The 25812-nt window shown below is 36.7% G+C and carries 23 protein-coding genes, 1 riboswitch and 1 other annotated feature; of the genes, 15 read left to right on the forward strand and 8 right to left on the reverse strand.

Annotated features, from left to right (window positions below; all coding sequences use genetic code 11):
* Positions 1–1386 (forward strand): family 4 glycosyl hydrolase, encoded by a 1386-nt coding sequence (locus MT489_RS08225; protein WP_244681053.1) that lies wholly within the window; start codon positions 1–3, stop codon positions 1384–1386.
* A gap of 552 nt (positions 1387–1938) precedes the next feature.
* Positions 1939–3615, forward strand: coding sequence for a methyl-accepting chemotaxis protein (locus MT489_RS08230; protein WP_244681054.1), 1677 nt, complete (start codon positions 1939–1941; stop codon positions 3613–3615).
* A 159-nt stretch (positions 3616–3774) separates the two neighbouring features.
* Here the strand turns inward: MT489_RS08230 and MT489_RS08235 are convergent, their stop codons facing one another.
* Positions 3775–4290, reverse strand: coding sequence for an endolytic transglycosylase MltG (locus MT489_RS08235; protein WP_244681055.1), 516 nt, complete (start codon positions 4288–4290; stop codon positions 3775–3777).
* Positions 4280–4663, reverse strand: a complete 384-nt coding sequence (locus MT489_RS08240) for a hypothetical protein (RefSeq protein WP_244681056.1) — start codon at positions 4661–4663, stop codon at positions 4280–4282. The genes MT489_RS08235 and MT489_RS08240 overlap by 11 nt, the downstream gene beginning before the upstream one ends.
* 421 nt (positions 4664–5084) lie before the next feature.
* On the opposite strand from MT489_RS08240, the gene MT489_RS08245 reads away from it, so the two are divergent.
* The 4 genes from MT489_RS08245 to MT489_RS08260 all read left to right on the forward strand — a co-directional run bounded on the left by MT489_RS08245 (position 5085) and on the right by MT489_RS08260 (position 9799).
* On the forward strand, positions 5085–5780 hold the full coding sequence (locus MT489_RS08245; RefSeq protein ID WP_244681057.1) for a DUF4309 domain-containing protein: 696 nt from the start codon (positions 5085–5087) through the stop codon (positions 5778–5780).
* Positions 5781–6133: 353 nt separating this feature from the next.
* On the forward strand, positions 6134–7126 hold the full coding sequence (locus tag MT489_RS08250; protein WP_244681058.1) for an ABC transporter substrate-binding protein: 993 nt from the start codon (positions 6134–6136) through the stop codon (positions 7124–7126).
* Positions 7127–7243: 117 nt separating this feature from the next.
* On the forward strand, positions 7244–8737 hold the full coding sequence (locus MT489_RS08255; RefSeq protein ID WP_244681059.1) for a sugar ABC transporter ATP-binding protein: 1494 nt from the start codon (positions 7244–7246) through the stop codon (positions 8735–8737).
* Between the two features lie 15 nt (positions 8738–8752).
* A complete protein-coding gene (locus tag MT489_RS08260) occupies positions 8753–9799 on the forward strand; it encodes an ABC transporter permease (RefSeq protein WP_244681060.1) in 1047 nt (348 codons plus the stop codon).
* A gap of 291 nt (positions 9800–10090) precedes the next feature.
* Here the strand turns inward: MT489_RS08260 and MT489_RS08265 are convergent, their stop codons facing one another.
* Entirely contained in the window at positions 10091–10273 is a 183-nt protein-coding gene (locus MT489_RS08265; protein ID WP_244681061.1) for an H-type small acid-soluble spore protein, read from the reverse strand.
* A gap of 141 nt (positions 10274–10414) precedes the next feature.
* On the opposite strand from MT489_RS08265, the gene MT489_RS08270 reads away from it, so the two are divergent.
* From MT489_RS08270 to MT489_RS08290, 5 genes are all read left to right on the forward strand, one after another.
* The gene (locus MT489_RS08270) at positions 10415–11875 is read left to right on the forward strand and encodes a sulfatase family protein (protein ID WP_244681062.1); all 1461 of its coding nucleotides are present in this window, start codon (positions 10415–10417) and stop codon (positions 11873–11875) included.
* A 107-nt stretch (positions 11876–11982) separates the two neighbouring features.
* Positions 11983–13491, forward strand: coding sequence for a sulfatase family protein (locus tag MT489_RS08275; protein WP_244681063.1), 1509 nt, complete (start codon positions 11983–11985; stop codon positions 13489–13491).
* A 134-nt stretch (positions 13492–13625) separates the two neighbouring features.
* Positions 13626–14174 (forward strand): RNA polymerase sigma factor, encoded by a 549-nt coding sequence (locus tag MT489_RS08280; protein WP_244681064.1) that lies wholly within the window; start codon positions 13626–13628, stop codon positions 14172–14174.
* Positions 14146–15300, forward strand: coding sequence for an NHL repeat-containing protein (locus MT489_RS08285; RefSeq protein WP_244681065.1), 1155 nt, complete (start codon positions 14146–14148; stop codon positions 15298–15300). The genes MT489_RS08280 and MT489_RS08285 overlap by 29 nt, the downstream gene beginning before the upstream one ends.
* 112 nt (positions 15301–15412) lie before the next feature.
* Positions 15413–15919: a hypothetical protein gene (locus MT489_RS08290; RefSeq protein WP_244681066.1), complete on the forward strand. Its 507-nt coding sequence runs from the start codon at positions 15413–15415 to the stop codon at positions 15917–15919.
* Positions 15920–16015: 96 nt separating this feature from the next.
* Here MT489_RS08290 and MT489_RS08295 read toward each other — a convergent pair whose 3' ends face one another.
* Entirely contained in the window at positions 16016–17155 is a 1140-nt protein-coding gene (locus tag MT489_RS08295; protein ID WP_244681067.1) for a hypothetical protein, read from the reverse strand.
* 261 nt (positions 17156–17416) lie between these two features.
* Positions 17417–17501, forward strand: a riboswitch (cyclic di-GMP riboswitch).
* A gap of 39 nt (positions 17502–17540) precedes the next feature.
* Between MT489_RS08295 and MT489_RS08300 the strand changes: the two genes are divergently transcribed.
* From MT489_RS08300 to tagU, 3 genes are all read left to right on the forward strand, one after another.
* Entirely contained in the window at positions 17541–17726 is a 186-nt protein-coding gene (locus MT489_RS08300) for a hypothetical protein (protein ID WP_244681068.1), read from the forward strand.
* Between the two features lie 189 nt (positions 17727–17915).
* Positions 17916–18683, forward strand: a complete 768-nt coding sequence (locus MT489_RS08305; protein WP_244681069.1) for a tyrosine-protein phosphatase — start codon at positions 17916–17918, stop codon at positions 18681–18683.
* Between the two features lie 158 nt (positions 18684–18841).
* Positions 18842–19771 carry a polyisoprenyl-teichoic acid--peptidoglycan teichoic acid transferase TagU gene (tagU, locus tag MT489_RS08310; protein ID WP_244681070.1) on the forward strand — a complete coding sequence of 310 codons (930 nt, stop codon included), beginning with the start codon at positions 18842–18844 and terminating at the stop codon, positions 19769–19771.
* Positions 19772–19885: 114 nt separating this feature from the next.
* Here tagU and MT489_RS08315 read toward each other — a convergent pair whose 3' ends face one another.
* The 4 genes from MT489_RS08315 to MT489_RS08330 form a co-directional block, all read right to left on the reverse strand.
* Positions 19886–20719: an energy-coupling factor transporter transmembrane component T family protein gene (locus MT489_RS08315; RefSeq protein ID WP_244681071.1), complete on the reverse strand. Its 834-nt coding sequence runs from the start codon at positions 20717–20719 to the stop codon at positions 19886–19888.
* Complete coding sequence (locus MT489_RS08320) at positions 20710–22416, reverse strand: ABC transporter ATP-binding protein (protein ID WP_244681072.1); 1707 nt, start codon at positions 22414–22416, stop codon at positions 20710–20712. Before MT489_RS08320 ends, MT489_RS08315 begins: the two co-directional genes overlap by 10 nt.
* Positions 22417–22704: 288 nt before the next feature.
* Entirely contained in the window at positions 22705–23259 is a 555-nt protein-coding gene (locus tag MT489_RS08325) for an ECF-type riboflavin transporter substrate-binding protein (protein WP_244681073.1), read from the reverse strand.
* Between the two features lie 47 nt (positions 23260–23306).
* Positions 23307–24164, reverse strand: coding sequence for an SAM hydrolase/SAM-dependent halogenase family protein (locus tag MT489_RS08330; RefSeq protein WP_244681074.1), 858 nt, complete (start codon positions 24162–24164; stop codon positions 23307–23309).
* A gap of 71 nt (positions 24165–24235) precedes the next feature.
* Positions 24236–24513 (reverse strand) — a binding site (T-box leader).
* A 446-nt stretch (positions 24514–24959) separates the two neighbouring features.
* Here MT489_RS08330 and MT489_RS08335 point away from each other — a divergent pair.
* A complete protein-coding gene (locus MT489_RS08335) occupies positions 24960–25643 on the forward strand; it encodes a copper homeostasis protein CutC (RefSeq protein WP_244681075.1) in 684 nt (227 codons plus the stop codon).
* The last annotated feature ends 169 nt before the right edge of the window (positions 25644–25812 follow it).

Genomic DNA, 25812 nt, shown 5'->3' on the forward strand with positions numbered 1-25812 from the left:
ATGAAAAAAATGAAAGTAACACTTGTTGGAGCAGGGAGTTTATCTTTTGCTTTAGGAGCACTGCAAGACATGGTTTTATCAGATCGTTTGAAAAATCAGGTGGATCTTGAAATAGCCCTAATGGATATTGTGGAAGAGAACCTAAACAGAACATACAAATATGCTACTGAAATGTTTTCAGCATTCTCGCATCCAGCGAAAATCACCCAAACTACGAAACTAGAAGAAGCACTCACAAATGCTAATTTTGTTATCGTCGCAATTGAAGTAAATAGATACTTTTACTGGTCTCAAGATTTTCATATTCCTCGCCGTTATGGAAGTAAGCAAATTTACGGGGAAAATGGCGGACCAGGATCCATGTTCCATACTTTGCGCAATCTTGGTCCTATGCTAGAGATTGCTAGAACGATGGAAAAAGTGTGTCCGGATGCTTGGATGATTAATTTTACAAACCCAGAGGCGAAGTTAGTTGAAGCCATTTCAAAATTAACGTCCATTAAAATAGTCGGTCTTTGCCATGGATTGGACATGGGAATTGATCAGATTTCACAGTTTTTAGAAATGGATAGAGAAGACATTGGAGTAGAAGGTGGAGGCTTAAATCACTTCGGTTTCTTTACAAAAATATGGAATAAAAAAACAGGGGAAGATTTGTATCCTTTATTTGATGAAAAAGAAAAGAAAGCAGATCGTTTAGCGCAATTTGATCATATTGGTCTTTCTAGAACGATGTATCGTACGTACGGCTACTACCCTTATCCTGGTACAAACCATATTGGTGAGTACGTTTCGTATGCAGGGGATTTTTACGCGGGGTTATCGTTGCAGTATCGTTATGATCCAATAAGAGAAGAGCTATGGGAAAAAGATTCAAGAGTACCGGATTTTATTTATTGTGCGAGCGGCCATACGTTGGATAAAGGTCTATTTTCAGATGATATGACCGAAGAAGAGTGGATTGAGGAAACGTTTAAATTTGATAAAGACAAAGTTCATAAAAGTAATGAATATGCGATTCCCATTATTGAGGCAATCTTTTTCGACGAAGAAATTCAATTAAACTCAGTCAATATGCAAAACAATGGTGCTATCAAAGGACTTCCAGATGATATGGTCGTAGAAACCCAAGCCATTGTAAATGGACAAGGGATTAAATTTGTACCAATGTCTGTGGAGCTGCCTACAGCAATTATTGGAACCATCCATATTCAAGGAACAATTCATAAACTTTTACTTGAAGCATTTGTAGAACAATCTAAGACAAAATTATTACAAGCAATCCTGCTAGATCCACAAGCTCCTAGTTATTATCAAGCGTGTGCTATGATTGATGAAATGTGTGAGTTGCAAAAGGATATTTTGCCGAAACTGGAGTGGAAGTAGTTAAATTGGAGATGTTCGCTAAATTGTGAAAGGTATTGTCCGTGAAAGCTAGGTATATATCGTTCGTAATACTGTAATAGATTGAAAGAAAGCCATCTCACACCGTATGTTCTAGACCCAAAAAGATAGACACTGGAATTTATGCAGCTAATTAGGTATGAGTTCGGTATTGAACCGGACTTATGCCTTTTAATTTTGCTAAAATCCGAAAAGGGAATTACAATTTGAATGAATAATTTATCCATTCCTTTCCAGTTTCACAACAATTTTGTAGTCATCGCTTCCTTTAACTTTAAACAGAATTTGTTTTTCCAATGGGATAGGTTTTAATCAATAATCGCTTTATTAATCACACTTGTGAAATTGTTTAAATTCATATTTTGTTCCTCGCATTCTCATTGTTATAGATGTTAAGAGTCATAACCATTCTACACATAAACTTTACATTGTCTTCACATTAAATTAAACATTATCGTTTTTAATTATTAATAGGCATAAAGTCCTTTTACATAAAACTAATAATTTAATCATGTGAAGAAACGAGTGAACTAATTGAAAAAATGGCAAATCATCAATCATCATTGGAAGTTTAGTTTACAAACCTTATTAGTATTTCCTATCATTCTAGTTATTTCATTAACGTCTATAAGCATCGCATATATCAGTTACGAAAAAAATAAGCAATTAACGATTAATGCGGTTGAACAGCAGCTTCGGTCCTCTGCAGAAGTTTTAACAGAAAAAATTACAATGCTAAAAGCAACTGCAACCAAAAAAGAATTTGATCGGAAACTGGCGTATGCTCTTCAGCAAAATGCAAATTCATTTACTAAAAGCAATGGAAAACCAATGCAATTTCAAATTACCAAAGAAGGGAAACTCACTCCATTTGATGGATTCAAAAGTAGTATCCCCACTTTATCTGTAGATGATATAAAGAAAATGTATAAACAAAAACAAGGGATATTTCATATTGATGGAATGACTATTTCTATAGCATATCAAGTAGAAATGGACGATTCGTTATATGTGATCGCTCTTTACGATCGTGAGTATTTGCAGCCTGTCTATGAGTATCGAAACATTACAATTGGTATGACGCTGATTTCTATTTTTATAGCAAGTGTATTAGTATTTTTAATCATTCGAAAAATGCTTACCTCTATTTCATTATTAAAACGGTCAATGGAGTATGTTGCAAAAGGGGATTTCCAAGGAAAAATTCAGCAGAAATCTAATGCCAAAGAAATTGAAGCACTCTTTTTTGGCTTTAACCATATGATTGAAGGTCTGAATACGTTAATAGGTCACCTAGAAAAGAGTACTCATTCCGTAACATCAACTTCCGGTAACTTGCGAGCGGCTTCTCAAGATGCGAAGCATGTTACAGAACAGATTGCAGCAGCAGTTGGAGAAGTTTCCGTTGGTATGGATCAACAAGTTCAATCAGCTATACACGGTACAGAAATCATGTCTGAAATATCTGCCGGCATACAAAGTGTTGATTCCTCAATTCGTGCTGTCGGATTTTCGGCTGATGAAGCAAATAAGAAAGCTAAAAGTGGAAATCAGTTAGTTAGTAGAACGGTAGATCAAATGACAGATTGTCATGAAGCTGTAAATGAAGCAGCAGAAAAAATATATTCATTAGGGCAAAAATCGGCTCAAATCGATCAAATAGTAAACTTAATCAGTGATATTGCCAATCAAACAAATCTATTATCCTTGAATGCTACCATCGAAGCTGCACGTGCGGGAGAACATGGAAAAGGTTTCCTAATAGTCGCGAATGAAGTGAGAAAGCTTGCGGAAAAAACGGCTGAATCTGCGGTTCAAATTCGGCATATTATAGAAACGATTTTAGTAGAGACTGAACAAGCGGTGCAGTCAATGACAAGAGGAGCAGAAGTATTAACTAATGGGATGGATATGGTAGGAAAGACTGAAATAGCCTTTGATGACATTGCGCTTGCCATAGAAAAAGTTTTACAGGAAGCAAAAGAAGTAATTGATGTAGCTCGTGACGTAAGTGAAAGAGCTCATGATATGGTAGGAAGCATGGAGCAAATTACGGCTATTTCTCAGCAAATTGCAACAAGTACGGAAATGGTTGCATCCTCCACTGAGGAACAAATCGCTTCTATTGACGAAGTAGCAAAGGAAGCTTATTTCTTAGATGACTTAGCCAAAGATCTTAGTAATGTGATGGAACGATTTCGTGCTTCTTGAGAATTTACTTGTTTTATAGTTGTCTAATATAATTTGAAGATGTACTTCTTTAATGTGGTTGTAGCACTGGGTATATACTTTTAGAAAACTTAGGGTGCTTGTCACCCTTTTTTTGTATTAAAAAAAAGCCACTGATGGCTTTTTTCGTTCGGCATAATGTTATTTAAAGATGATCGATATTATTTCTTTCATCGTCATCTCGCTCTCTACTTCATATGTACCAGGACGCAAATTTTTCGACAATCCCTGCTTTTCAACTTCTTTAAAAAACTCCATCCCACTATCTATGATGTTTGCTCGCTCGAGAGCTTTACCAACATCAATACTTGTCATGCCTGGAGTTACGGATATCATCGTTCGGTATATAATTTTTTCTTTAACTTCTTCTGATTTTTCTTCTGTCTTTTCTTCCCCATTTTCTTTTGTCTGTTCTTCTGTTTTTTCTTTTGCGCTATCTTTAGCTGCTTCAATGGCAGCTTCCTGCTTCTGCCATTCTTCTTTTGAATGGATAACATAGCCTTCAGAAATTAATGTACTTTTCATCTCATCTATCGATGGTTTTTCTACTGCTTTTGCGCTATCTGCTTCGCTAGGACCAAAATAGTATACCGCGCCACACATACTTGCAGCGACAATTATTCCTCCGGCAAAGCTGCGCATTGATTTATGCGTCATTGGCAACTTTGCTCCTTTCATCCTTTACTCTTATGTAAGGGGCAAGCAAATGGTCTACTTCATTCTTAGGCAATTGTTTTTTCATTGCAATGCTTTCAAATGAGTACCCACGCTTGTGTAAGTCGAGCATGTCGCGTAACAAGAGGCGCTCCTTTGAAGACCCCGGTAATACACCTGCCTCTTGTGCAGTGATTTCAGCATCTATCTCTAGATTCCTAATTTTCTGTTCTAGCTGATGTATATCATCCATTAAAGAATATGAAAGCTGATCCATTTGTTTTTCAAAATTTGATGATGATTTCATCGATTTAATAAACGACAAAATGAGCAGCAAAACAGCTGCACCAAACAAAATGGCTAATACCCATTCCATAATTATGTATCCTCCTTACCAAAAATTTTACCTTCTTATTATACATAAATTAAACTAGAATTCGTTTGAAAACATGAAAATGTCACAATCGTCATGTGTTTGTGACAAAGTAATAGTATAATGGCGAATTATGGAATTAAAAGATGTAAAAAAAGGTAATTAACCCCATTTATCCTCGTGTTAGACACATTACCTCTTTTTCAACACTTTTTAGGCAACCGGCCACTTTGTTCTTAAAGCGGTAAGTAGTTGCTACTCCCGCCCAAGTATTCCTTCTTCAAAGGAATAAAAGAGTAAACTAAAATTCAAACGCCCTTCAGACATGGAATTACTCTTTCTATGCTAAGGGATTTGCTATTAGTTTTTTAAAAAAGGTGGTAGGGTAAATTCAAGTATGATGCATCGAGGGAAGGTTAGAAATATGAAAAAGTTAGGATTTTTAATGATCACTATTTTGTTGGTGTCCGGATTAGTAGCGTGTGGTAAGAAAAAGGTAGAGGGAGTTCAAGGTGATAGTCATATAAATGAAATGGAATCTTCAGAAATAGAGCATTCAACTGAGTCCGAACCTGAAAAAGAAGATGTTAAGCAAAATGAACAAGCTAATGGTCTTGAATCAGAAGATAAGCAAGTAAAAGAAGAGCAATCAGATAATCAATCCACTTCTGTTGAAAATGAGCAGAAACAAATGGCGTTAGACACCTTGAAAGAATTGCTTGAAGAAGCAAAGGATGGGCGAGTTTACAAGCTGGCTAGCGAGATTTATGTTGGGAAAACAAAACGAAATGAAGTGTATGACTTAATTGGTGAACCTGAGGAAAAGGGTGACTTTGATCGCTATCACGGATCAATGGGATATGCTTCCTATGATTTAGCCTATGACGATAAGGATGTCTTAAAAGAGGCGAGATATAGAGGGACAAAGGTTGAAAGACAGTCAAATCTTGGTGGAATCACTGTCAATGATTTAAAGAAGCAAATTGGAGAACCGGATGAAATAAGAGAAATTAGTATGACGGACGAAAAAAATTATATTTATCGATTTGGTCAATACGAATTTCAATTTGTTATGAATGCGGACGGCGCAGCTAATCATGTAATTTTATTGAAACAGTAAGTGCAATTGATTGCTGGACGACTTTCATTGTAAAAAAATTACCATTTAATTAGTAAAAATAAATCTAGATATGATGAAATACTACATTAAAGTTTTATATGTGATTGAGGAAAACTTCTCTATAATGCCTGGAATTGGGGAATATAATCAGCTCTAGCCTTTAATTCCTATGCATTTTTTAAATCCTTGATTAATCTTTAATTGTGTCCCAATTCATTTTACACTTTTATCCATATATCATATAATTGACTTGACATACATAATTTCAAGTAGGTAATACTGCTCATATATAAAATGGTTTCAATTATTTTTATAATAGATTTAAAGAATTATAAAAAGGGGAGGATATTTCGATGAGAAAGGTTGTTAATGTATTCGCTTTACTTTTATTGATCATGGTTCCACTTCTTACTGCATGTGGTGGGAAGACAACAGATTCAGACAATAGTCCTGGCAATGATTCGGGTAGTTCTGACTCTGGTGGTAAAAAGCACAAGATTGGTATTTTAGCTCCGGCAGTGACGCATGGTTGGGTTGCAGCGGTTGCTTACCATGCTGAAGCTCGTGCGAAAGAACTGTCTAATGATATTGAGTATCAGATTCAAACAAGTTCTAATGCTGAAGAAATGACATCGCAATTGGATGACTTGATGACGTGGGGAGCAGAAGCAATAGTTGCGTTTCCGCAATGGGAAGGAATGGAAGTTCCGATTCAGAAAGCACTTGATGCAGGTATTAAAGTTGTAAACTTTGATATTGTTATTGATGCAGAAGGTGTGTACCGTGTGTCTGGAGACAATGAAGATATGGGGATTCAAGGTGCGAAATACATCGTGGATAAAATTGGAAAAGAAGGTAATGTTGTTATGCTTGAAGTTCCAACTGCAGGATCTGTTTCTGAATTAAGGAAAAAAGGTTTCGTTGATACGATGAAAGAAATTGCACCAGATATGAAAATTACGACTTATGCTACAAAGTTTACGCGTGAAGATGGATTGAAAGATTTTGCTGATATTTTAACAAGCAATTCTAAAATTGACGCCGTTTACTCTATGGATGACGAAACGTCTATTGGTGTCTTGCAGGCGATCAGTGAAGCTGGCAGATCTGATATCAAAGTCGTAACTGGCGGCGGCGGTATGCAGGAATATTTCAAAATGATGTCTGAAAATGAAAATATTTGGATTGAGTCTGCACTTTACAGTCCAGCAATGGTTAAAGACGCTGTAGATGTAGCGCTTAAGCTATTGAATGGTGAAAGCGTTGAAGAAGTTAAGGTTATTCCAACAACAATTGTAGACCGCGATAATTATAAAGATTTTCTTGACGAAAATTCACCATATTAAGTCATAAAAAGAAAACGAAAAACGAAAGGGAGATTATGGCTTAGCTATAGTCTCTCTTTTTAAAAGTATAAGATTATTCATCGTATTCAGTAAGAATTATTAGATGGAAGTGATTGTATGATCATTGAGATGAAAAACATCAGGAAATCATTTGGAAGTAACGATGTGCTGAAAAGTGTATCGTTTGCCCTTAAAGGCGGGGAGATTTGCGCATTGCTTGGTGAAAATGGTGCGGGGAAATCAACGCTTATGAATATATTGGGCGGAGTTCTACCTGCAGATTCTGGTAAGATTCTGGTAGACGGGAAACAAGTGGAATTTAGTACTCCAGCAGAGTCACAGAGTGCGGGAATCGCGTTCAACCATCAAGAATTAAATTTGATTAACGACCTGCCAATCTATGAAAATATGTTTTTAGGTAGAGAGCTAAAAACGAAAAGAGGAAGCCTCGATCTACAAAAGATGTACGCTGAAACGGAAAGAATGTTTCAGCAAATGAATGTAAATCTTGATCCGAATACGATGGTTGGCGACCTTGATGCTTCCTATAAACAAATCGTTGAAATCTGTCGTGCGATGATGACGAAAGCGTCAATTATCATTATGGATGAGCCTACGACATCACTTACAGATCAAGAAATTGAGCGTGTGTTTTCAATGATGAGAACGCTGAAGGATCATAATGTCGGAATCATTTTTATCTCACATAAATTAAATGAAGTGGTGGAGATTTGTAATCGGTACCTCGTCCTTCGTGATGGAAATCTTGTTGCTGAAGGGGAGGTTCGTGATGTAACAACGAATGACCTCGCACGTTTCATGGTTGGATTTGATGTAAGGACGGAGTCGTTGTTGCGGGAGAAGAAGATTGGTGCAGAGATTTTGCGTGTAGAGGGACTTTCTTTCCGTCAAACATTTAGAGATATTAATTTTTCTATTAGGGCTGGCGAAATCGTCGGTGTGACTGGGCTTCTGGGTGATGGGAGAAGTGAACTTTTTCAAGCTATATTTGGGGCTGACAGAGTTGAATCTGGGAAAATACTTTTAAATGGAAAAGAAGTGTCATTGAAAAGTACGACTCAGGCAATTGAAGAAGGGATTGCTTATTTACCTCGTAATCGAAAAGAGAATGCGATTATTAAAGATATGAATATTATTGAGAACGCATCGATTGCGACGTGGTCCAAATTTTCTAAGCGAGGAATTATTAATGCTAAAAAGCATGAGGAAACTTTTGAAGAACAGAAAAAATCATTAAGGTTAAAAATGGGCAAGTTAACAGATAGTATTACGAGCTTATCCGGTGGAAACCAACAAAAAGTTGTGTTAGCGAAATGGTTAGCATCGGATCCGAAACTGCTTATTTTAGACAACCCGACACAAGGTGTGGATGTAGGGGCGAAAGAAGATATTTATGATATTATTTTGCAACTTGCAGGGAGCGATATTGCTATTGTTGTCCTCTCCAGCGAAGCATCTGAAATCATCCGTGTATGTGATCGTGCGCTCGTGATGTACCACGGGGTTATTCAAGGAGAAGTGGCTGGAGAGGAAATGAATGAGCAAAATATTATGAGTCTTGCGACAGGTGGACAACTGACTTATGCATAAGAAAGGAAGCCAATGATGGAAAATGCCAGTGTGAAAAATAATACAAATTTTTTTGTGTGGTTTAAACAAAAATGGACGAGCGAACCACTGTTTAGCACAGCTATAGCCCTTATCATTATGATTATTTTACAGACATTGGTTCTAGGATTTGATTACAATTCATTTGGTGAATGGTTTCAGTCTTGGATCAATAACTGGATCAATATTTTAAGGAATAATGCTGGAGTTGGAATTATTGCTTTAGGTATGACTTTGGTCATCATGACTGGAGGCATCGATTTAGCAGTTGGTTCCACGCTGGTCGCAACAGGTGCTTTTACTATGATCCTTCTTGATACGGGTATAAAAGGGATTTTAGGGATGATCGGATTGACAGGATTTCCTGCATTTGTTGTGGCGATTTTGTTGGTCGTGCTTTTTGGCTATTTACTAGGTTCATTGATTGGAGTCACGATTACGAAAGGAAATGTCCCGCCATTTATCGCGACATTGGGTGCGATGATGATTTTCCGAAGTGTGACACAGCACTTCATGCAAGGGTATAACCCTAAGGTGCCAACAGAGTTTTTACAGATTGCTAGTTTTAAATTAGGAAACTATATGATCATGCCAATTATTTATTGGGCAATCATTGCGTATATTTTGTACTATGTTTCTAAGCGAACGACTTTTGGACGGCATATCATTGCAGTTGGGTCAAACGAAAGAGCCGCAAAACTTTCGGGTGTAAACGTAAATAAGGTAAAACTTCGCGTGTACGCGTTAATGGGAGTCCTCGTTTCGATTGCAGCCATCATTCAAGTTTCCCGTATAGGTTCTATGGACTTTTCCAACGCAGGACGTGGAATGGAAATGGACGCCATCGCTGCAGCCGTTGTAGGCGGGACGAGCATGATGGGGGGAAGAGGATTTATTCTCGGAACTGTGTATGGAATGTTGATCATTGCGGTTATGAATAACTTATTGAATTTGTTTGGAGTGCCACCGTTTTTGAGGGAAGCTTTTAAAGGATTGATTGTTATTGGAGCGGTGTTGTTGCAGAGGAAGGAAAAGACTTCTTAAGGTAGTATGGGGAAGTGTTTTTTATCAAATAAAAAAATAAGTAACCGCTCCTCACTAACTGGAGTAAATTACTCATTTTTTAAATTATCATATTGGTTAGCCTTACACTTTCCGGCTTGTAATTGCTCTGATCAGGTGCTCGAGTACCTGATCTTTTTTATTCTAAACTTTTTATATAAACGTAATCCATAATATCGACCTTACAGGAATGGTAACCTCAAACAACTAAGTAAATAATTAAATAATCCAGGTTCAAAAAAATAGCCACTCAGAAAAAAGTGGCAACTATTATTACTCTTCTAACTCCCTTATTTCCACAGTTGTTTTCTCTCCTAATTTCCGATTATCAATCGCTTGAACAATGGCTGTTGTTTCATCTTCGTTCAAGCTATCAATCCATATCGGCACTCCATGATATTTCACATCGATTTCGGCAGATGACGATAAGATTTGTTTCACTCTGTTTGCTTCCATTTCATTCGCTCCTCACCATATTTTCCGTATATCTTTTGTTATCCTGTATTATTTATGCGTTCGAATTTGTAAAAGGAATCTCAATGTATTTGTCGAAACTATATAAGTACCGATTTCACTTTACAAAAGGAGATTGTATATATGCGAGTTCTTTTACTAGACCTTGATTCAACTAGTCCAAAACATTTAGGATGTTACGGCTATCACAGGAAAACTTCACCAAATATTGACCGTATTGCGTCTGAAGGTGTGAAGTTTACTAATTATTACACTTCAGATGCACCTTGTTTTCCATCAAGGACAGCGTTAATGACGGGGCAGTTTGGGATTCATAATGGCGTTGTAGGACATGGTGGTACTGCGGCAGATGTAAGGCATGAGGGGCCAACGCGGGAGTTTAAAGATCGACTTGCATTTGAAAGTTTCCCTGCGCTTTTTCGTTCGTTAGATATGAAAACAACGTTAATTAGTCCATTTGGGGAAAGGCATTCTGCTTATACGTTCTATGCAGGATTCAATGAAATACATAATACTGGAAAAAGTGGAATGGAGTCTGCTGAAGAAGTTACTCCAACTGTGATGAATTGGTTGGAGAATAATGCAAATAAGGATGATTGGTTTTTATATGTAAATTATTGGGATCCGCACACTCCTTATCGTGCTCCTGAGGAATTTGGTAATCCTTTTGCGGAGGAACCTCTGCCTGAGTGGATTACAGACGAAGTTTTTGAGAAACAAAAAGAGAAGGTTGGTCCACATAGTGTTCATGAAATTAATATGTATGATAATCATACATATCCGGATTATCCGAGATATCCTGGAGAGATTAAAGATCGCGATGATTTGCGTAAAATGATTGATGGGTACGATTGCGGAATTAAGCATATGGACGATAATATTGGCATGGTTTTTGCTGAACTTGAAAGACAGGGAATCATGGATGAAGTAATCATTATTATTACAGCTGACCACGGTGAAAACATGGGAGAGCTGGGCATTTACGGCGAGCATGGCACAGCTGATCAAGGTACTTGCCGAATTCCAATGATCATACGTTGGCCGGGATGCCACCAAGGGCATGTTGATGAAGGGCTTCATTATCACCTTGATTTGCTTCCTACAATTGCAGAAATGGTCGGAAAGGAACCTGCCAAGAGCTGGGACGGGCGAAGTTTTGCACGTACTTTAACAAAAGGTGAAGATACTGGGCGGGATTTTCTCGTTATTTCACAATGTGCACACGTTTGTCAGAGAAGCGTAAGGTTTGGCGAATGGCTCTATATTAGGACATACCATGATGGCTACCACTTATTTAATAAGGAAATGCTTTTCAATATTAAATATGATTCTTTTGAATTAAATGACTTGGCGCTGAAAAGACCAGATTTATGCAAAGAAGCTGTCTATTATTTGAATGAATGGCATGATGAAATGATGAGTACGATGCCTTTTGATGTGGATCCGCTTTGGACTATCATGAAAGAAGGCGGCCCGTACCATGCAAAAGGATATTTGAAAAATTACGTAAAGCGTTTAGAGGAAACAGGAAGAGGTCATGCGATTCCTGAATTAATGAGACGCCATCCGCGGGAGTTTCAATAATTAAATGTTTGGCCGGGTCTGCATCTAAAGTGGTCAGACCTTTCCTGTTTAGACTAAAATAAAAGTGCAGAAATTTGTAAAAAATATTACAAAAGGGGAAGATTTTATTGAAAAAACCCAACATTCTACTGATTACAAGTGACCAACAGCATTTCAATACAATTGGTGCCTTTAATCCAGAAATATCGACGCCAAATCTTGACCGACTTGTAAAAGAAGGAACGACATTTACTCGTGCTTATTGTCCAAACCCTACTTGTACGCCAACTAGGGCTTCCATTATTACTGGGCAATACCCAAGTCAACATGGAGCTTGGACTTTGGGCACAAAGCTACTTGAGGACAGACATACGGTTGGAGAGGATTTTATAGAAAATAGTTATCGTACAGCATTGATTGGGAAGGCTCATTTTCAACCTTTGCGAATTAATGAAGAATATACATCACTGGAATCATATCCGTTGTTGCAGGATTTGGATTTTTGGAAAGAGTTTAAAGAGGAGTTTTATGGCTTTGACCATGTGGAGCTTGCGAGAAATCATACGAATGAAGCTCATGTTGGTCAGCATTATGCCTTGTGGATGGAAGAGAAAGGATGTACAAATTGGCGAGATTATTTTGTTGCCCCGACCGGAACAATGGATAAAGAACTAGAACATAAATGGCCAATTCCAGAAGAATATCACTACAATACTTGGATTGCGGAAAGAACGAATCATCAATTAGAAACATATGTGGACAAAGATGAGAACTTCTTTTTATGGGCGAGTTTTTTCGATCCTCATCCTCCATATCTTGTTCCAGAACCATGGGATTCAATGTATGATCCTGAAAAATTGACCATTCCAAAAGGGAAAGAAAATGAACATTTGAATAATCCACCTCATTTTCAACTGACGCAAGAGGAGAACCCTGATTTTTCAGCTTATAACGAAACGGGCTTTGGCGCTCATGGCTACCATTCCCACAGAACTAGCGAGGAACGGCATAAAAAAATTACCGCAACGTACTATGCGATGGTCAGTATGATGGATAAATATATTGGTAAGATTCTAGATAAGTTGGACGAGCTTGGAATTGCTGACGACACGATTGTTGTTTTTACAACGGATCACGGACATTTCTTTGGTCAACACGGTTTGCAATATAAGGGTGGATTCCATTATGAAGATTTAATAAAATTGCCATTCATTGTTCGCTATCCAAATAAGGTACCAGCAGGTGTGACTTCTGATGCGATGCAGTCTCTAGTAGATTTAGCACCTACTTTCTTAAGCTTCGCAAATATTAAAATACCAATGCAAATGACAGGTGTAGACCAAAAAGAGGTTTGGCTTCAGGAAAAGGAACGAGCAAGAGACCATATCATTTGTGAATTCCGCCATGAACCAACTACGATACACCAAAAAACATATGTAGATGAGCGTTATAAAATGACAATCTACTTTAACCAAACATATGGGGAGATTTTTGATTTACAAGAGGATCCTGAGGAATACGATAATTTATGGGATAAACCGGAATATCAGGAGTTAAAGAAAGATCTATTACTGAAATACGCCTGGGCAGAATTAGGAAAAGAGCCAATTGTGATGCCAAGGATAGCTGGGGCGTAAAAAGCATAAAGTACGAATATAGGGTCAGTCCATTGATGTATCGGGGACTGACCCTAAAATATTTTTAATCATTTGATACAAAATCTTTTCTCAAACGACTTATATAGTGAAGGTGAAAGGAGGAAAGGATTTTAGTGGAAGATGATTCTTCATTAATTGGTGAGTTATACGATGAGTTTCATAGAGATGTATATTCATTTGCATTATTTTTTACAAACAATAAGCTAGATGCGGAGGATATCACACAAGATACGTTTATTAAAGTATTAAAAAATATGAATCAAATGAGGGAATTTAGTAAAAAGAAATCCTGGATTCTCTCCATTGCTAGAAACACAGCAATCGATTTTATAAGAAAGAAAAAGAGGATTAGCATTCTTCATCAAATGATGTTACTGCATCAGCCTCAAGTGCTAGCTGACAGCAATCATAAAAATATTATAAACAAAGAGAATTGGAAGGAATTACAGTTAGCCTTATTAAAACTTAAACCTCATTACAGAAGTGTAATTATTTTACGTGCGCTTCATGAATTAAGTGTAAAGGAAACAGCTGAGATATTGGACTGCAAGGAAACAAAAGTGAGAGTGGATTTAAGTCGAGCCATTAATCAATTGAAAAAAGAAATTAGTTTACAAGAAGGGTGGGAGTATGATGAAAAAAGAAGATATCCCTTCTCATGAATCCGAGTTACTTAGAGCTTTAAAGGAAAGACCAGATCTTGAGCCAGATGAACATTTTACAAAAAGTCTTCGAGTAAAACTTACCAAAAAGCCGCATCCTCCTAAAAAGTGGAAGCCGAATTTCGTGCTGTATATGGCGAGTTCTTTTGGAATGATTACGATCGCGATTTTAGTTAGTTATTTTTTAAGTAATGAATATCTACTTAAGCAGGGAGATCGTCCAAATGAAACGGTGGCAGAGATGCAAGTGGGAGAGGAATCAGAAATAAATCCTCTATTTCAAGTTGAATATGGATCTGGCGAATCTCAAATTGGTTTTCGACAAGATCGTACTGGGGGTCAAGAATCCGGCATATCGAGCTTTTTTGTTAGAGATAACACGACTTATATAATTGATAACGTGAATCAAAAAATCCTAATTGTCGATATGGATGGAAATAAATCGTCCTTCAAGGTAAATGAATCCTCTATGATGGATATTTATGTTGATGAACAAAAAAACATTTATGTGCTTGATAATGGAAGAAATATCGTAAACAAGTATTCGGAAAATGGTCAACTTGCTAAGACATATGAAGTTGATCTAAATATCCCATTAAGATTAAGAGCTGATCATCAAAAACGTGTGATTGCCGAAAAATCACAAGACTATTTTATGTACCTGGAAACAGGCAAGAAAGCAAGCCCAAATCGTAAAATAGAAAACGAAACTCTAGTAAAAAGGGTAAACGATACACTAGGAAAAATCATCGTTTATGAAACAGGAGATCCTCTTGAATTTAACGTGGGGTTTGAAGAATCGTTTGGTGGACTTACAATATTAGAGACAAATCCTAAACAAATCATATTTGCTAAAACAGAAGTAGCAGCCCATACGGAGAAAATCATTACGGAAACTCATGTGTATGTTATGGATAGAAAAAATGGGAATGTAATAGGGGCTGTTAGAATTCCAATAGAAAACATGCAAGAAGCACCAAGGAATTTTATAAGAGCTGATGCAAATCAAATCTATTTATTATCCCCAGAAGAAAAAGGGTTAGTTGTTTACAAATTAACGCCGGGAAAACATTTTGAACATGTTCTTCAAGATAAAATAAATACGTATAAGAAAGAAAATAGTTAAAGTAGATTGAAATTTTTTATGTGGGAACTTTACTCCTAAAAAATTCCTCTTTATAAGAGGAATTTTCCTGTTAAAATAATCTATGTTATTTTAATTTGGAAAGCGGAGATGAATGATTGTGGTACAACCTAGAAACAACAAGACGAAAGCTTTTGCAATAATCATTGCTATTATTGGAGTCATCATTTTAATTAGCTCAATTGTAACGACAATTGGCATTAGTAAATATTACCTTGACTCTGTTTACAGCTCGTTTTTCACATATTTGCTGGGAGTAGTTTTTGGAAGAATGGGCTGGGGAATTCATTTTGGGATTACGCTAATATTAATAGGTTTGTTTTTGGTAAAACCGAGAAGACTTAATTTGGTAGCCAGCTTGGAAACAGAAAACACAGTTGAATCAAGTGGAGGACGGAACGATTTATCAGTATTAGAGTGGTTCGGGACGTTGATTTTACTTGCAATACCTCTAGTAAATTTGATCATGCTTCTTATTTGGGCGTTTGGTTCGGAGAACCCCAAGAAAAACTTTGCACGCGCAAATTTTTTATATTCTATTATTGTTGCAATGATAGCCGTTATTGTAGCAATTACTGTGTATCAAATGTATCCATATTAAGTTATAAACTAAGCCTCTGATGTATCTGCTTTATGTTGATATGATGGGGCTTTTCTTTCAAAAAAAAGAAGGCGGTGGTGCCTTCTTTTAGAAATGCTAACCATTTTTAAACTCCATATGCAGCATATCGTTTTCAATTGTACCAATTTTTTGGCCGTGTTGATTGTATAGCTCTAGAACTCCATCTGCTCTTGGTGAAGTGTATCCTACCTTCGTGTTGTCAGGATTTAAAATATCGTGTCCACCAAAAACATTCTCTTGTGTTTTGAATAGCATCTGATTGTTCGGGTCGTAAACATTATTCCCTTCAAATACATTCGGTTGTGAGGATGCTAATTTGTGTCCAGAAGGATCGTATACATCCTGACCATTGAAAATATTTGAATGTGTAGAAATTGTTTTCATTCCGTCTGCTCCCACCACATCATAACCACCAAAAATATTAGGATGAAGTTTTAAAGTGCCTATTTCATTTGAACTTTGTGGCTGAATGTCAAATGGTATAACCGGATTCGATTGCGGAGTTTCCACATAATGATTTATTATTTGCGGATGGCTTTCTATTTGACTTGTAACTAATGGTCTTGTAATTAATGGTTCACTGGAATTGTGTACTGCAACATGTTCCGTTGATGGCAATACTTTTGCATCTTGTGGATGAAAAATAACTGGATCGGCTGCAGGTTCAACAAATACGTCAGGTGCCGGAATATGCATTTTTAAAAAAGGTAAGATAAACGCAAGAATTACGAGAGGAACACTTCCCATAATTCCTAGCGCGGTTTTCGTAGAATACCCATATGTATAAAGCCAATTCAATGAAAAATGTAATAGAGCAGCACCTATAACAGCAACGACAAGTGATTCGATTCCGCCGTAGTACATTTGAGTCATAAAGAAAAGTGGAAAGATCGATCCATAGACAAGTAGACCAATTAATATAGGACGCCAATTTTCTTTTACATAATTTATTCGCATTATAAACAGAACAATCATTAAGATAATCGCAAAAGGTGCTAGAAAAGGGAACACTGCTAGAACAATACCGACAAGAGCCATAAAAATTAACATTTTCCAAACCATATGTAATGATGTAGCCAGTAAAAATATGATGAATCCAAAGGCAAGGAACCATCGATTATGATATGAAAGAAAAATGATTGTTCCGTAAAGGGATACTGCACCCCAATGGAGAGCTGATTTTGTTTGTTGAGTTTTCCAAGCAATGGTGGACATAGGGCTTCTCTCCTTATATTTAACATCTAATGATTCTATTATACTATGACGAATATAGCAGAAAAATATTTTTTTGCTGCATTATTAACAGTTAAAAAAGAAACTATTTAAATCGAAGAGTTTCTAAAAGGAAATAAAAAAGTTTTCATCCAAAATGATTTTTATAGTTCCTTTTTCCTTAATTGTCTAAAAAATAAGCGTTTCGACCTATTCAATATTAGGTAAAAAAATACGATGATATAATTGAAAATACCCATAAATCGTACGAATCGGCAAAATTACTGAAAAGTGATGACGCAAAACTTTAGGGGCTAATGTCCTTTGATTACGCCTGCCAGTTACCGAACACGAACTCCGACGATTTATGATTTATCGGAGGCATAAAATGAAGAAATTGTATTATCGGATTAGATATTATTGGCATTTTGTGAGACTTAAAGAATTGGCTATGCTAATACCTGATTGCTTAGATGCTTGCTACAAAGAGAGATTAGAATTGAAGAAGAAGTATCATGAAGAAGCAATTTTACATCTTGAACAATTATTCGTTATTCCTTATAAATGTCACTAATAATAAAAAGTACAAAAACGAGGGCACACTTAGCCTTCGTTTTTTCCTTTTTAAGAGAAAAAAAGATGCTATTTAGGAATTTAAAGTATGACAATGTAGTTTTTTGACGAATGAATCACCTTTATTTAGGTATAATTTCCTAGTATAATATATCTAGTTGTCTGGAAAATTTTCATTGGAGGAAGAGAAATGCTAGATATTCATTGCCATATCTTGCCTGGATTAGATGATGGCGCTCCAAATTACGCTAATAGTCTATTAATGGCCAAACAGGCGGAGGCAGAAGGAATACATACAATTATTGCAACACCACATCATCAAAATGGTACATATATCAATGATAAAGAAGATATATTATCTAGAATAGAAGAATTAAACAACTATTTGCAGGTTGAAAATAGTAAAGTGCGAATTTTACCTGGGCAAGAGATTCGAATTTATGAGAAATTTCTTAATGATTATGAAAATGGAGAAATCATGACATTAGCAAATCATTCTTCATATGTATTAATTGAACTCCCATCGAGCCACGTTCCAGCGTATACAAATCAGCTATTTTTCGATATTCAAATGAAAGGGCTTACTCCTGTAATTTCGAATCCTGAGCGAAATCATGAAATTATAGATCAACCAGATTTGCTTTATAGCCTAGTAAAAAATGGCGCGGCTACACAAATTAGTACTGGAAGTCTATCTGGTCAATTCGGAAAAAAGATTCAAAAATTTGCATTTGATTTGATAGACGCCAATTTAGCGCATTTTGTCGCTTCGAATGCACATAATGCCAAAAAACGTTCATTTCGAATGCTTGAGGCTTTTGATTTGATAGAGAAGAAATATGGAACTGATCACATATATTATTTTCAAAATAATTCAGAAATTATGGCGAAAGGTAATCATATATATCGAGATATCCCTAAAAGAACTAAGAAAAAGAAAATAATGGGTCTATTTTAACAAGAAATTTTTAATTCTTTTCCATTTTTTATTTAAACTTTCTATAATTAGGCTATTGTAATAGGCTATAGTCAATGAGTATAATATAGATTGTTGTAACTTTTGTATATACATTACGTCTATTTATAGAAAGCGAATTATGGGAGAGGGAATAAAACATGGGTCGACATAAACCGAAAAAGAAAAGAAGAGGATTGAAAATTTTCCTTGTCGTATTACTTGTGCTTGTAGCTGGAATTGGTGCTTATGGGTACTCGATTTATCATAATCTGTCTAAAGCAGCTAATGCGGTTCATAGCCCAGTTGATCGTACACCTGAAGTTAAAAGATCTTCGGATTTGGAACTAAGTAAGAGAGAACCATTTTCAGTATTAATGCTTGGAGTGGACGAGCGTGCTGGTGATAAAGGGCGTTCTGATACGATGATTGTGATCACTGTAAACCCTAAGTTGAAATCAATGGAAATGTTAAGTATTCCACGTGATACTTATGTTGAAATAGTTGGAAGAGGCACTCAAGATAAAATAAATCACGCGTATGCGTTTGGCGGAGTCGAGATGTCAATGAATACTGTTGAAAAATATCTCGATATTCCAATTGATTATTATGTGAAAATGAATATGGAAGGCTTCCAGGATATTGTAGATGCAGTTGGTGGTGTAACGGTAAATAATGATCTTGACTTTACACAAGGTGGACACCATTTTGCTGTTGGGGAATTGAACCTAAATGGTAAGGAAGCTTTAAATTATGCTCGTATGCGTAAAAATGATGCTCGTGGGGACTTCGGTCGTCAAATGCGTCAACGTCAAGTTATACAAGGAGTCATGAACAAAGGGGCTAATATTTCTGCTCTTTGGAAATATGATGATGTTTTAAAAGCATTAAGTAAAAATGTTGAAACAAACATTTCTTTCGACGAAATGAAATCCATTCAAAAAAATTACGCGGATGCTCGTCATAATATCGAGCAAATCCAAGTTGAGGGTAGTGGAGGTTTCATTGGTAAGGTTTGGTATTACTTCGTGTCTGATGAGGAAAGAGCTAAAATACAGGATAAGTTAAAAGAGCATTTGGAATTGAAATAATAAGGAAAGCGTCGGGACTTTTATGGTCTTGGCGTTTTTTTTGTGAACTCCAAGAAATTTCAAGAGATAGAGTATGAAAGAATATAATCGAATAAAAAATTCGGGGCGTACTGATCACGCCCCGAATGGGTTATAAAATCGACTTCCATCATAATAAGTTATAATCAACGAGAGAATGAACACTATTCCGAATAAAATAAGAGCAATATAATCAATGCGTTTAAACGGACGGGCGCTGTACCAGGAACGTTTTTTATTTTTTCCAAAACCGCGTAGCTCCATTGCATTGCTGATAACTTCAATTCGATCTAGGCTTGATAGAATTAAAGGAATAATGATGGATGCCATGTTTTTGATTCTCTTTCCTATTTTTTCTTTGCTAGACATGTCGATTCCACGAGCTTGTTGAGTGATGGCGATGTTTCGGTAATCACGTTGGATGTCGGGAATATAACGTAAAGCTAGTGCAACAGCATACGAAATACGATAGTTAACTCCTATCCGATTGAGTGATGCGGCAAATTCGCTTGGGTTCGTCGTCACGATAAATAAAAGGGCTGCCGGAATAATCGTGAAATATTTAATCGTAATATTAAATTGATAAAATAATTGTTCTGACGTTACATTATATCTGCCAAAAATTTCAAACAGGACGTGACTTGTGCCGTAAATTTTTACTCCTTCTTGTGGTGAAAAAAGATAGATGGCAATATTATTTAGCAGTAAAAATGCCAAAATAAATATTAAAACAAATGCGATTTCTTGAATTTTCACCTTCGATGCAATAAAAATTGCTATACCGGCGGCAAATAAAAATAGTAATACACGTGTGTCGTACGTAAGCATGGCTGCAGTCGACCATAAAATAAAGCAAATAAGTTTAGTTGCACCGGTTAATCGATGAATAGGTGAAGGACGGTCAATATATGCGAGCATTTCTACTGCCATGATGTTCTAACCTCCTTATCGAAGGCGATAAATCTTCCAACAAATTCTCTCGGCTCTTTAATTCCAGCCTTCACTGCTAGGTCAAATAAAGACGTTTCCTTCAAATTCGCTTTTTCGATTACGACGCTATCCGTAAGAATGTTCGCCGAAGTATCATCGGCAATTTTTTTTCCACCGGCTATGACGATTGCTCGAGGTGTGTATTCGAGCATTAAGTGCATGTCATGAGTGATCATTAGAATCGTTATTCCTTGTTCATTTAGTTCAGTCAAGAATTCCATGATTTCTGTATAGTGTTTGAAATCCTGTCCTGCAGTTGGTTCATCTAAAATAATGAGATCCGGCTCCAATACTAGTATCGAAGCGATGGTGACACGTTTTTTCTGTCCAAAGCTAAGCGCTGAAATCGGCCAGTTTCGAAATGGAAAAAGACCACAGATTCTCAATGTTTTTTCCACTCGCTCTTTTATTTCTGTTTCAGATACGCCGCGCAAAACCAATCCTAGAGCTACCTCGTCAAAAATCATATGCTTTGAAATCATTTGGTTTGGATTTTGCATAACGAGTCCAATGCGCTCGGCACGTTCCTTGATTGTGTCATTAGTAATATCTTTACTGTTAAAAAGAATTCGGCCAGAATTTGGTTTTACAAAACCACAAATAAGACTAGCAAGTGTTGATTTTCCAGCTCCATTTTTACCTGCAATACTAACCATTTCACCTTTTTCAATAGAAAATGATACATTGTGAATGATTTCGCGTCCTGGTAAATAACTAAAATGAATACTTTCTAGCTCTAATATGGGTTCAGCCTTCTTTTTTCGTTCGGGAGGATTAGTTGCTTCGAACCAAGTGTGCAGCTTGTCCCGATCAATGGTAAATGTATCGATGTGGGATGGTTTCGACTCGGCTGTTACATCCGAACCTGCGTATTTTGCCGCTTTTACATAGAGTGGTTCACGAATATTACATTCTTCTAAAATTGAAGATGCGAGCAATTCATTAGGAGTCAGATCTGCTACGATACGGCCTTTATCTACTACGACAATTCGATCGACTTGGCATTCCAGTACATCTTCGAGGCGATGCTCGATAATAACAACCGTTGTATTTGTTTCTTTTTGAATGCGGTCAATAAGGTGAATCGCATGTTTTCCAGTTGCTGGATCAAGGTTGGCAAGAGGTTCATCGAAGAGCAAAATATCCACATCGTCGACCATTACACCGGCTAAAGACACGCGTTGCTTTTGCCCGCCTGACAATTGATGGAGTGAGGATTGTAAGTGTCCATCTATATCAACCATCGTGGAAACTTCTTTTACAATCGAGAACATTTCATCTTGATTCTTCACATCATTTTCAAGTGCAAATGCAATATCCTCGGCAACTGTTAGTCCGATGAATTGACCATCAGGATCTTGCAAAACAGTTCCAGCCATTTTGGAAAGTGAAAAGATATCGAGGTCTTTTGTTTCTTGCCCCATAATTTTCAAGCTTCCCGTAATCTCACCTTTGTAAGAAAAGGGAATTAATCCGTTAAGGCAATGACCAATTGTACTTTTTCCTGAACCAGAAGGTCCGACGATCAGTACTTTTTCCCCTTCATAAATGGTTAAATTAATATCGTGAAGAGTAGGATCAACTTGAGTACGATATTTAAAATTAAAATGTTCAAATTGGATAACGGGCTTTTTCATTTTAATCTCCTCAGTTACATATCAATGAAGCTTTGGTGAAATTGCATCCAAATTAATATTCAAGATAATGTACATCTCGTAAAGGTTTAGCCCTACAAGATGTTATGCATTTAGGCGTTTTTACTGGGCTTTACTTTCTATCCCCATGTTATAAAAATTCATTTATTGGTGATTCCTATTTTTCCCCACTACTTCTTAAAGTTAGGGAATAGGATAACTTAAGTTAAAACGAGGAAACCGATAACGATTTCCTCAAATCATTCAACTAATATTTTATATTAAAATTAATTATTCTGCTTTCAGGCTTCCGCTCTTTACTCTAGTTTTAGCATAAGCAGCGAGTAAGATTGTACCAAGAATTGCAACTGTTACGATATTTAGAAGACCAGCCACGATCCCTTGGGTCCACACTTTGTTGGCGGGTTCAGCGTAAATCAGAATATCAAGAGTCGGAGCAATAAGTCCCCATCCGATAATTTGAACAATGGCTTGGGTAATATTAAATGAAATAATTTGTTTTTTGCCAAATTCTCCTGATTCAATATTGATGCGTTTTGCTGCAAATCCGATAAAAAATCCTACCAGTGCTGAAACGACTACCCAGCTCCACCAAATACTTCCCCACATAATGGAATCTAGCAGTGCGTGACCAATCAACCCAATAAGTCCTCCTGCAATTGGACCAAATACTACCGCCATTAAAGCTAAAAATGCATAATTTGTATTAAAATTTGTATTTGGTACGACGACCGTAGGAATTGAAGCAAATCTTCCTAATATGACAAATACTGCGGCTCCTATCCCAATCGCAACGATTGTTTTAATAGCTAAGTTCTTCCCCATACTGATCCTTCTCCCTTTTTATAATTTTCTATTTTTTAATTGTAATCTTAATTATATATGACTTTTGGCACTTTGCGGAGTGATATTTTCCAATTTGCACCTGTTTCGATATGATAAGCGTTCGCAAACGATCCTTGATTAAGGGCTATTCCGAGATTGTCGAGTGAATTTACGTAAATTAATGGCTCGCCAAGATGGCTATCGGCAAAGGAACGACCATATGTCATGATGTTTTTATAAACTTGACGAGTATCGTTTTGAATGGTCACTTCAAAATTATCTCCATATTCAACCCCTAATTGTAGGAAAAGAGTTCTGCTGATATTTGTCCATAGGTTTCCGAAGCGAATGTCAAGAATGTCAATATTTCCTGTTACGGATGGTTCATCGATGCTTGGATCAAATTTTGCCAGCTCAATGACGGAATCAACTGGAACTTCAGGACCTACTTCTTCAAAAGTAATGATTCCAGATGCGAGTCTTGCACCAGTATATACATATACATCGCGGCCATGGAATGTATATGATTCTCCTGATTTAGGAAGACGATTGACGGTTTCGTCGATAATTCTAACTTCTACGATTCCGATTGAATCTTTAATATGAGTTAAAGTGCCATTATCAGGTGTAACGATGTATTGATTTTCTGCAGTTTTTGCAACAATACTACGGCGATCGGAGCCAACTCCTGGATCGACGACTGATATAAAAACGGTTCCTTCTGGCCAATAAGAAATGGTTTGATAGAGGCGATAAGAGCCCTCCCATATATTATATTGCGGAATGTCGTGAGTTAGGTCAAAAATTCTAAGTGTTGGTTCGACTGAAATTGCCACACCATACATAGCGCTCACAGCACCATCACTTAAACCGAAATCTGTTTGGATCACTAAACTGTTTGTCATTGTCAATTCCTCCATCTGTGTAAAAAATTTTAGAAAAACAAAAAAACCACGCCCGTATCTTTATATAAAAAGATAAGGACGTGGTTGGATTCACGTGGTACCACCTTATTTCACTGTTTGCTCACGCAAAACAGTCTCAACAAGTACTGGAGCACAAATACATCTCTGCTCGTAATACTGTGGTATTTGTAACGAGTACCAAATCTCGGCGGTACCTACTAATTCGGAATCGAACGTTCAGCTCGCAACTCAGAGGCCATTGTTCAGATCGTGATTTTTGCTTCTTTTCAGCTACCGAAGCTCTCTGTATAAAACCAATAATCCTACTTTTTCTCTTCATCGTCTTTGAAAAAAGTAAAGCATATGTGATTGAAATTGATTATAAGCCTAGTATTTTTAAAATGCAAGTATTAAATTTAAAAAATGTTGCAAACCGATAAGTAACAAAATTTTTTCTATGTGATGCAGGTTACATGGTCCTATTACAATCTTACGTCTATTGGAGTTTCTATTTGCATAGAATGAACAATTTTAATTGTCATAGGGTTCTCAATTCCAGTATAACTGTTGTCTATTGGCTTATACCTTAATATTACTTACGTTCAATGTATTTCTATCAAGAAGACCCCAGTAGACTTTTAAAGCTATCTAATTATCCAGATGTTCAAATCTTTGCGCTAAGTACAGAAGGTTCAATAATTCAATAAATACACTTACCATAAAAATGAATCGCAAACAAATTTATCGTACAATGTATGTATATAGCTTTCGGTATTTATAAAGGGGGATTTTTTCATGATATTAGAAGTAATTGCCAGTAATATTCGGGATGTAAAAGCTGCAAGTGAATATGGTGCGGATCGAATTGAATTGTGTGTTGGTATGAAAGAAGATGGTATTACTCCAAGTTATGGGCTAATTGAATCGGCAGTAGAGATTTCTAAAATTCCAATCAATGTTATTATTCGTTCTCACCCACAATCTTTTTTCTATGAGTCTTCTGAAGTGGATACGATGGTTAGAGATATTCGCATGGTTCGAAAGTTAGGAGCGAATGGAATTGTAATAGGAGCTCTTACGGAAGATGGAAGAGTTGATGTTGAGGTGATGCAGAGACTTCTTGAAGAGGCGGAAGGACTTGATGTTACGTTTCATAGGGCAATAGATTTCTCGAGAAATCTTGAGGAGACGTTGGAAGCTTTAATTCAGTTCAAGCAAGTGAAAAGAATTCTGACGGCTGGTGGAAGAAATCCAGCTACCGAATCAATTCCGATGATCAAAAAGCTGAAGGAACTTGCGGAAAACACACATCTTACCATCATGCCTGGATACGGTCTTCGTGCTGAAACGTTTAAAGAATTTTATGATGAGGTTCGTCCAAAAGAAATTCATTTCGGATCTGGAGTTAGGGAAGAGAATAGCTTTATGAAGTCGATTGAGCGTACGAAAATTGATAGAATTAAGCAAGTTCTTGTCTGAAAAATGAACCTCTTCCAAAGTAGGAGAGGTTCCAGACTGTTGACAAACGCTCGCATACTTCGTTGCTTGCCTTGCTCGTCTGACTTATGAGTACAACTTCTATTCGCGTCTTCACACGGCTACGCGCCTTGTATGACAAAAAATCCCTCTTTATGAGGTGAGTTTCATT

Source organism: Lederbergia wuyishanensis, assembly GCF_022900255.1.
GTDB lineage: Bacteria > Bacillota > Bacilli > Bacillales > Bacillaceae_C > Lederbergia > Lederbergia wuyishanensis.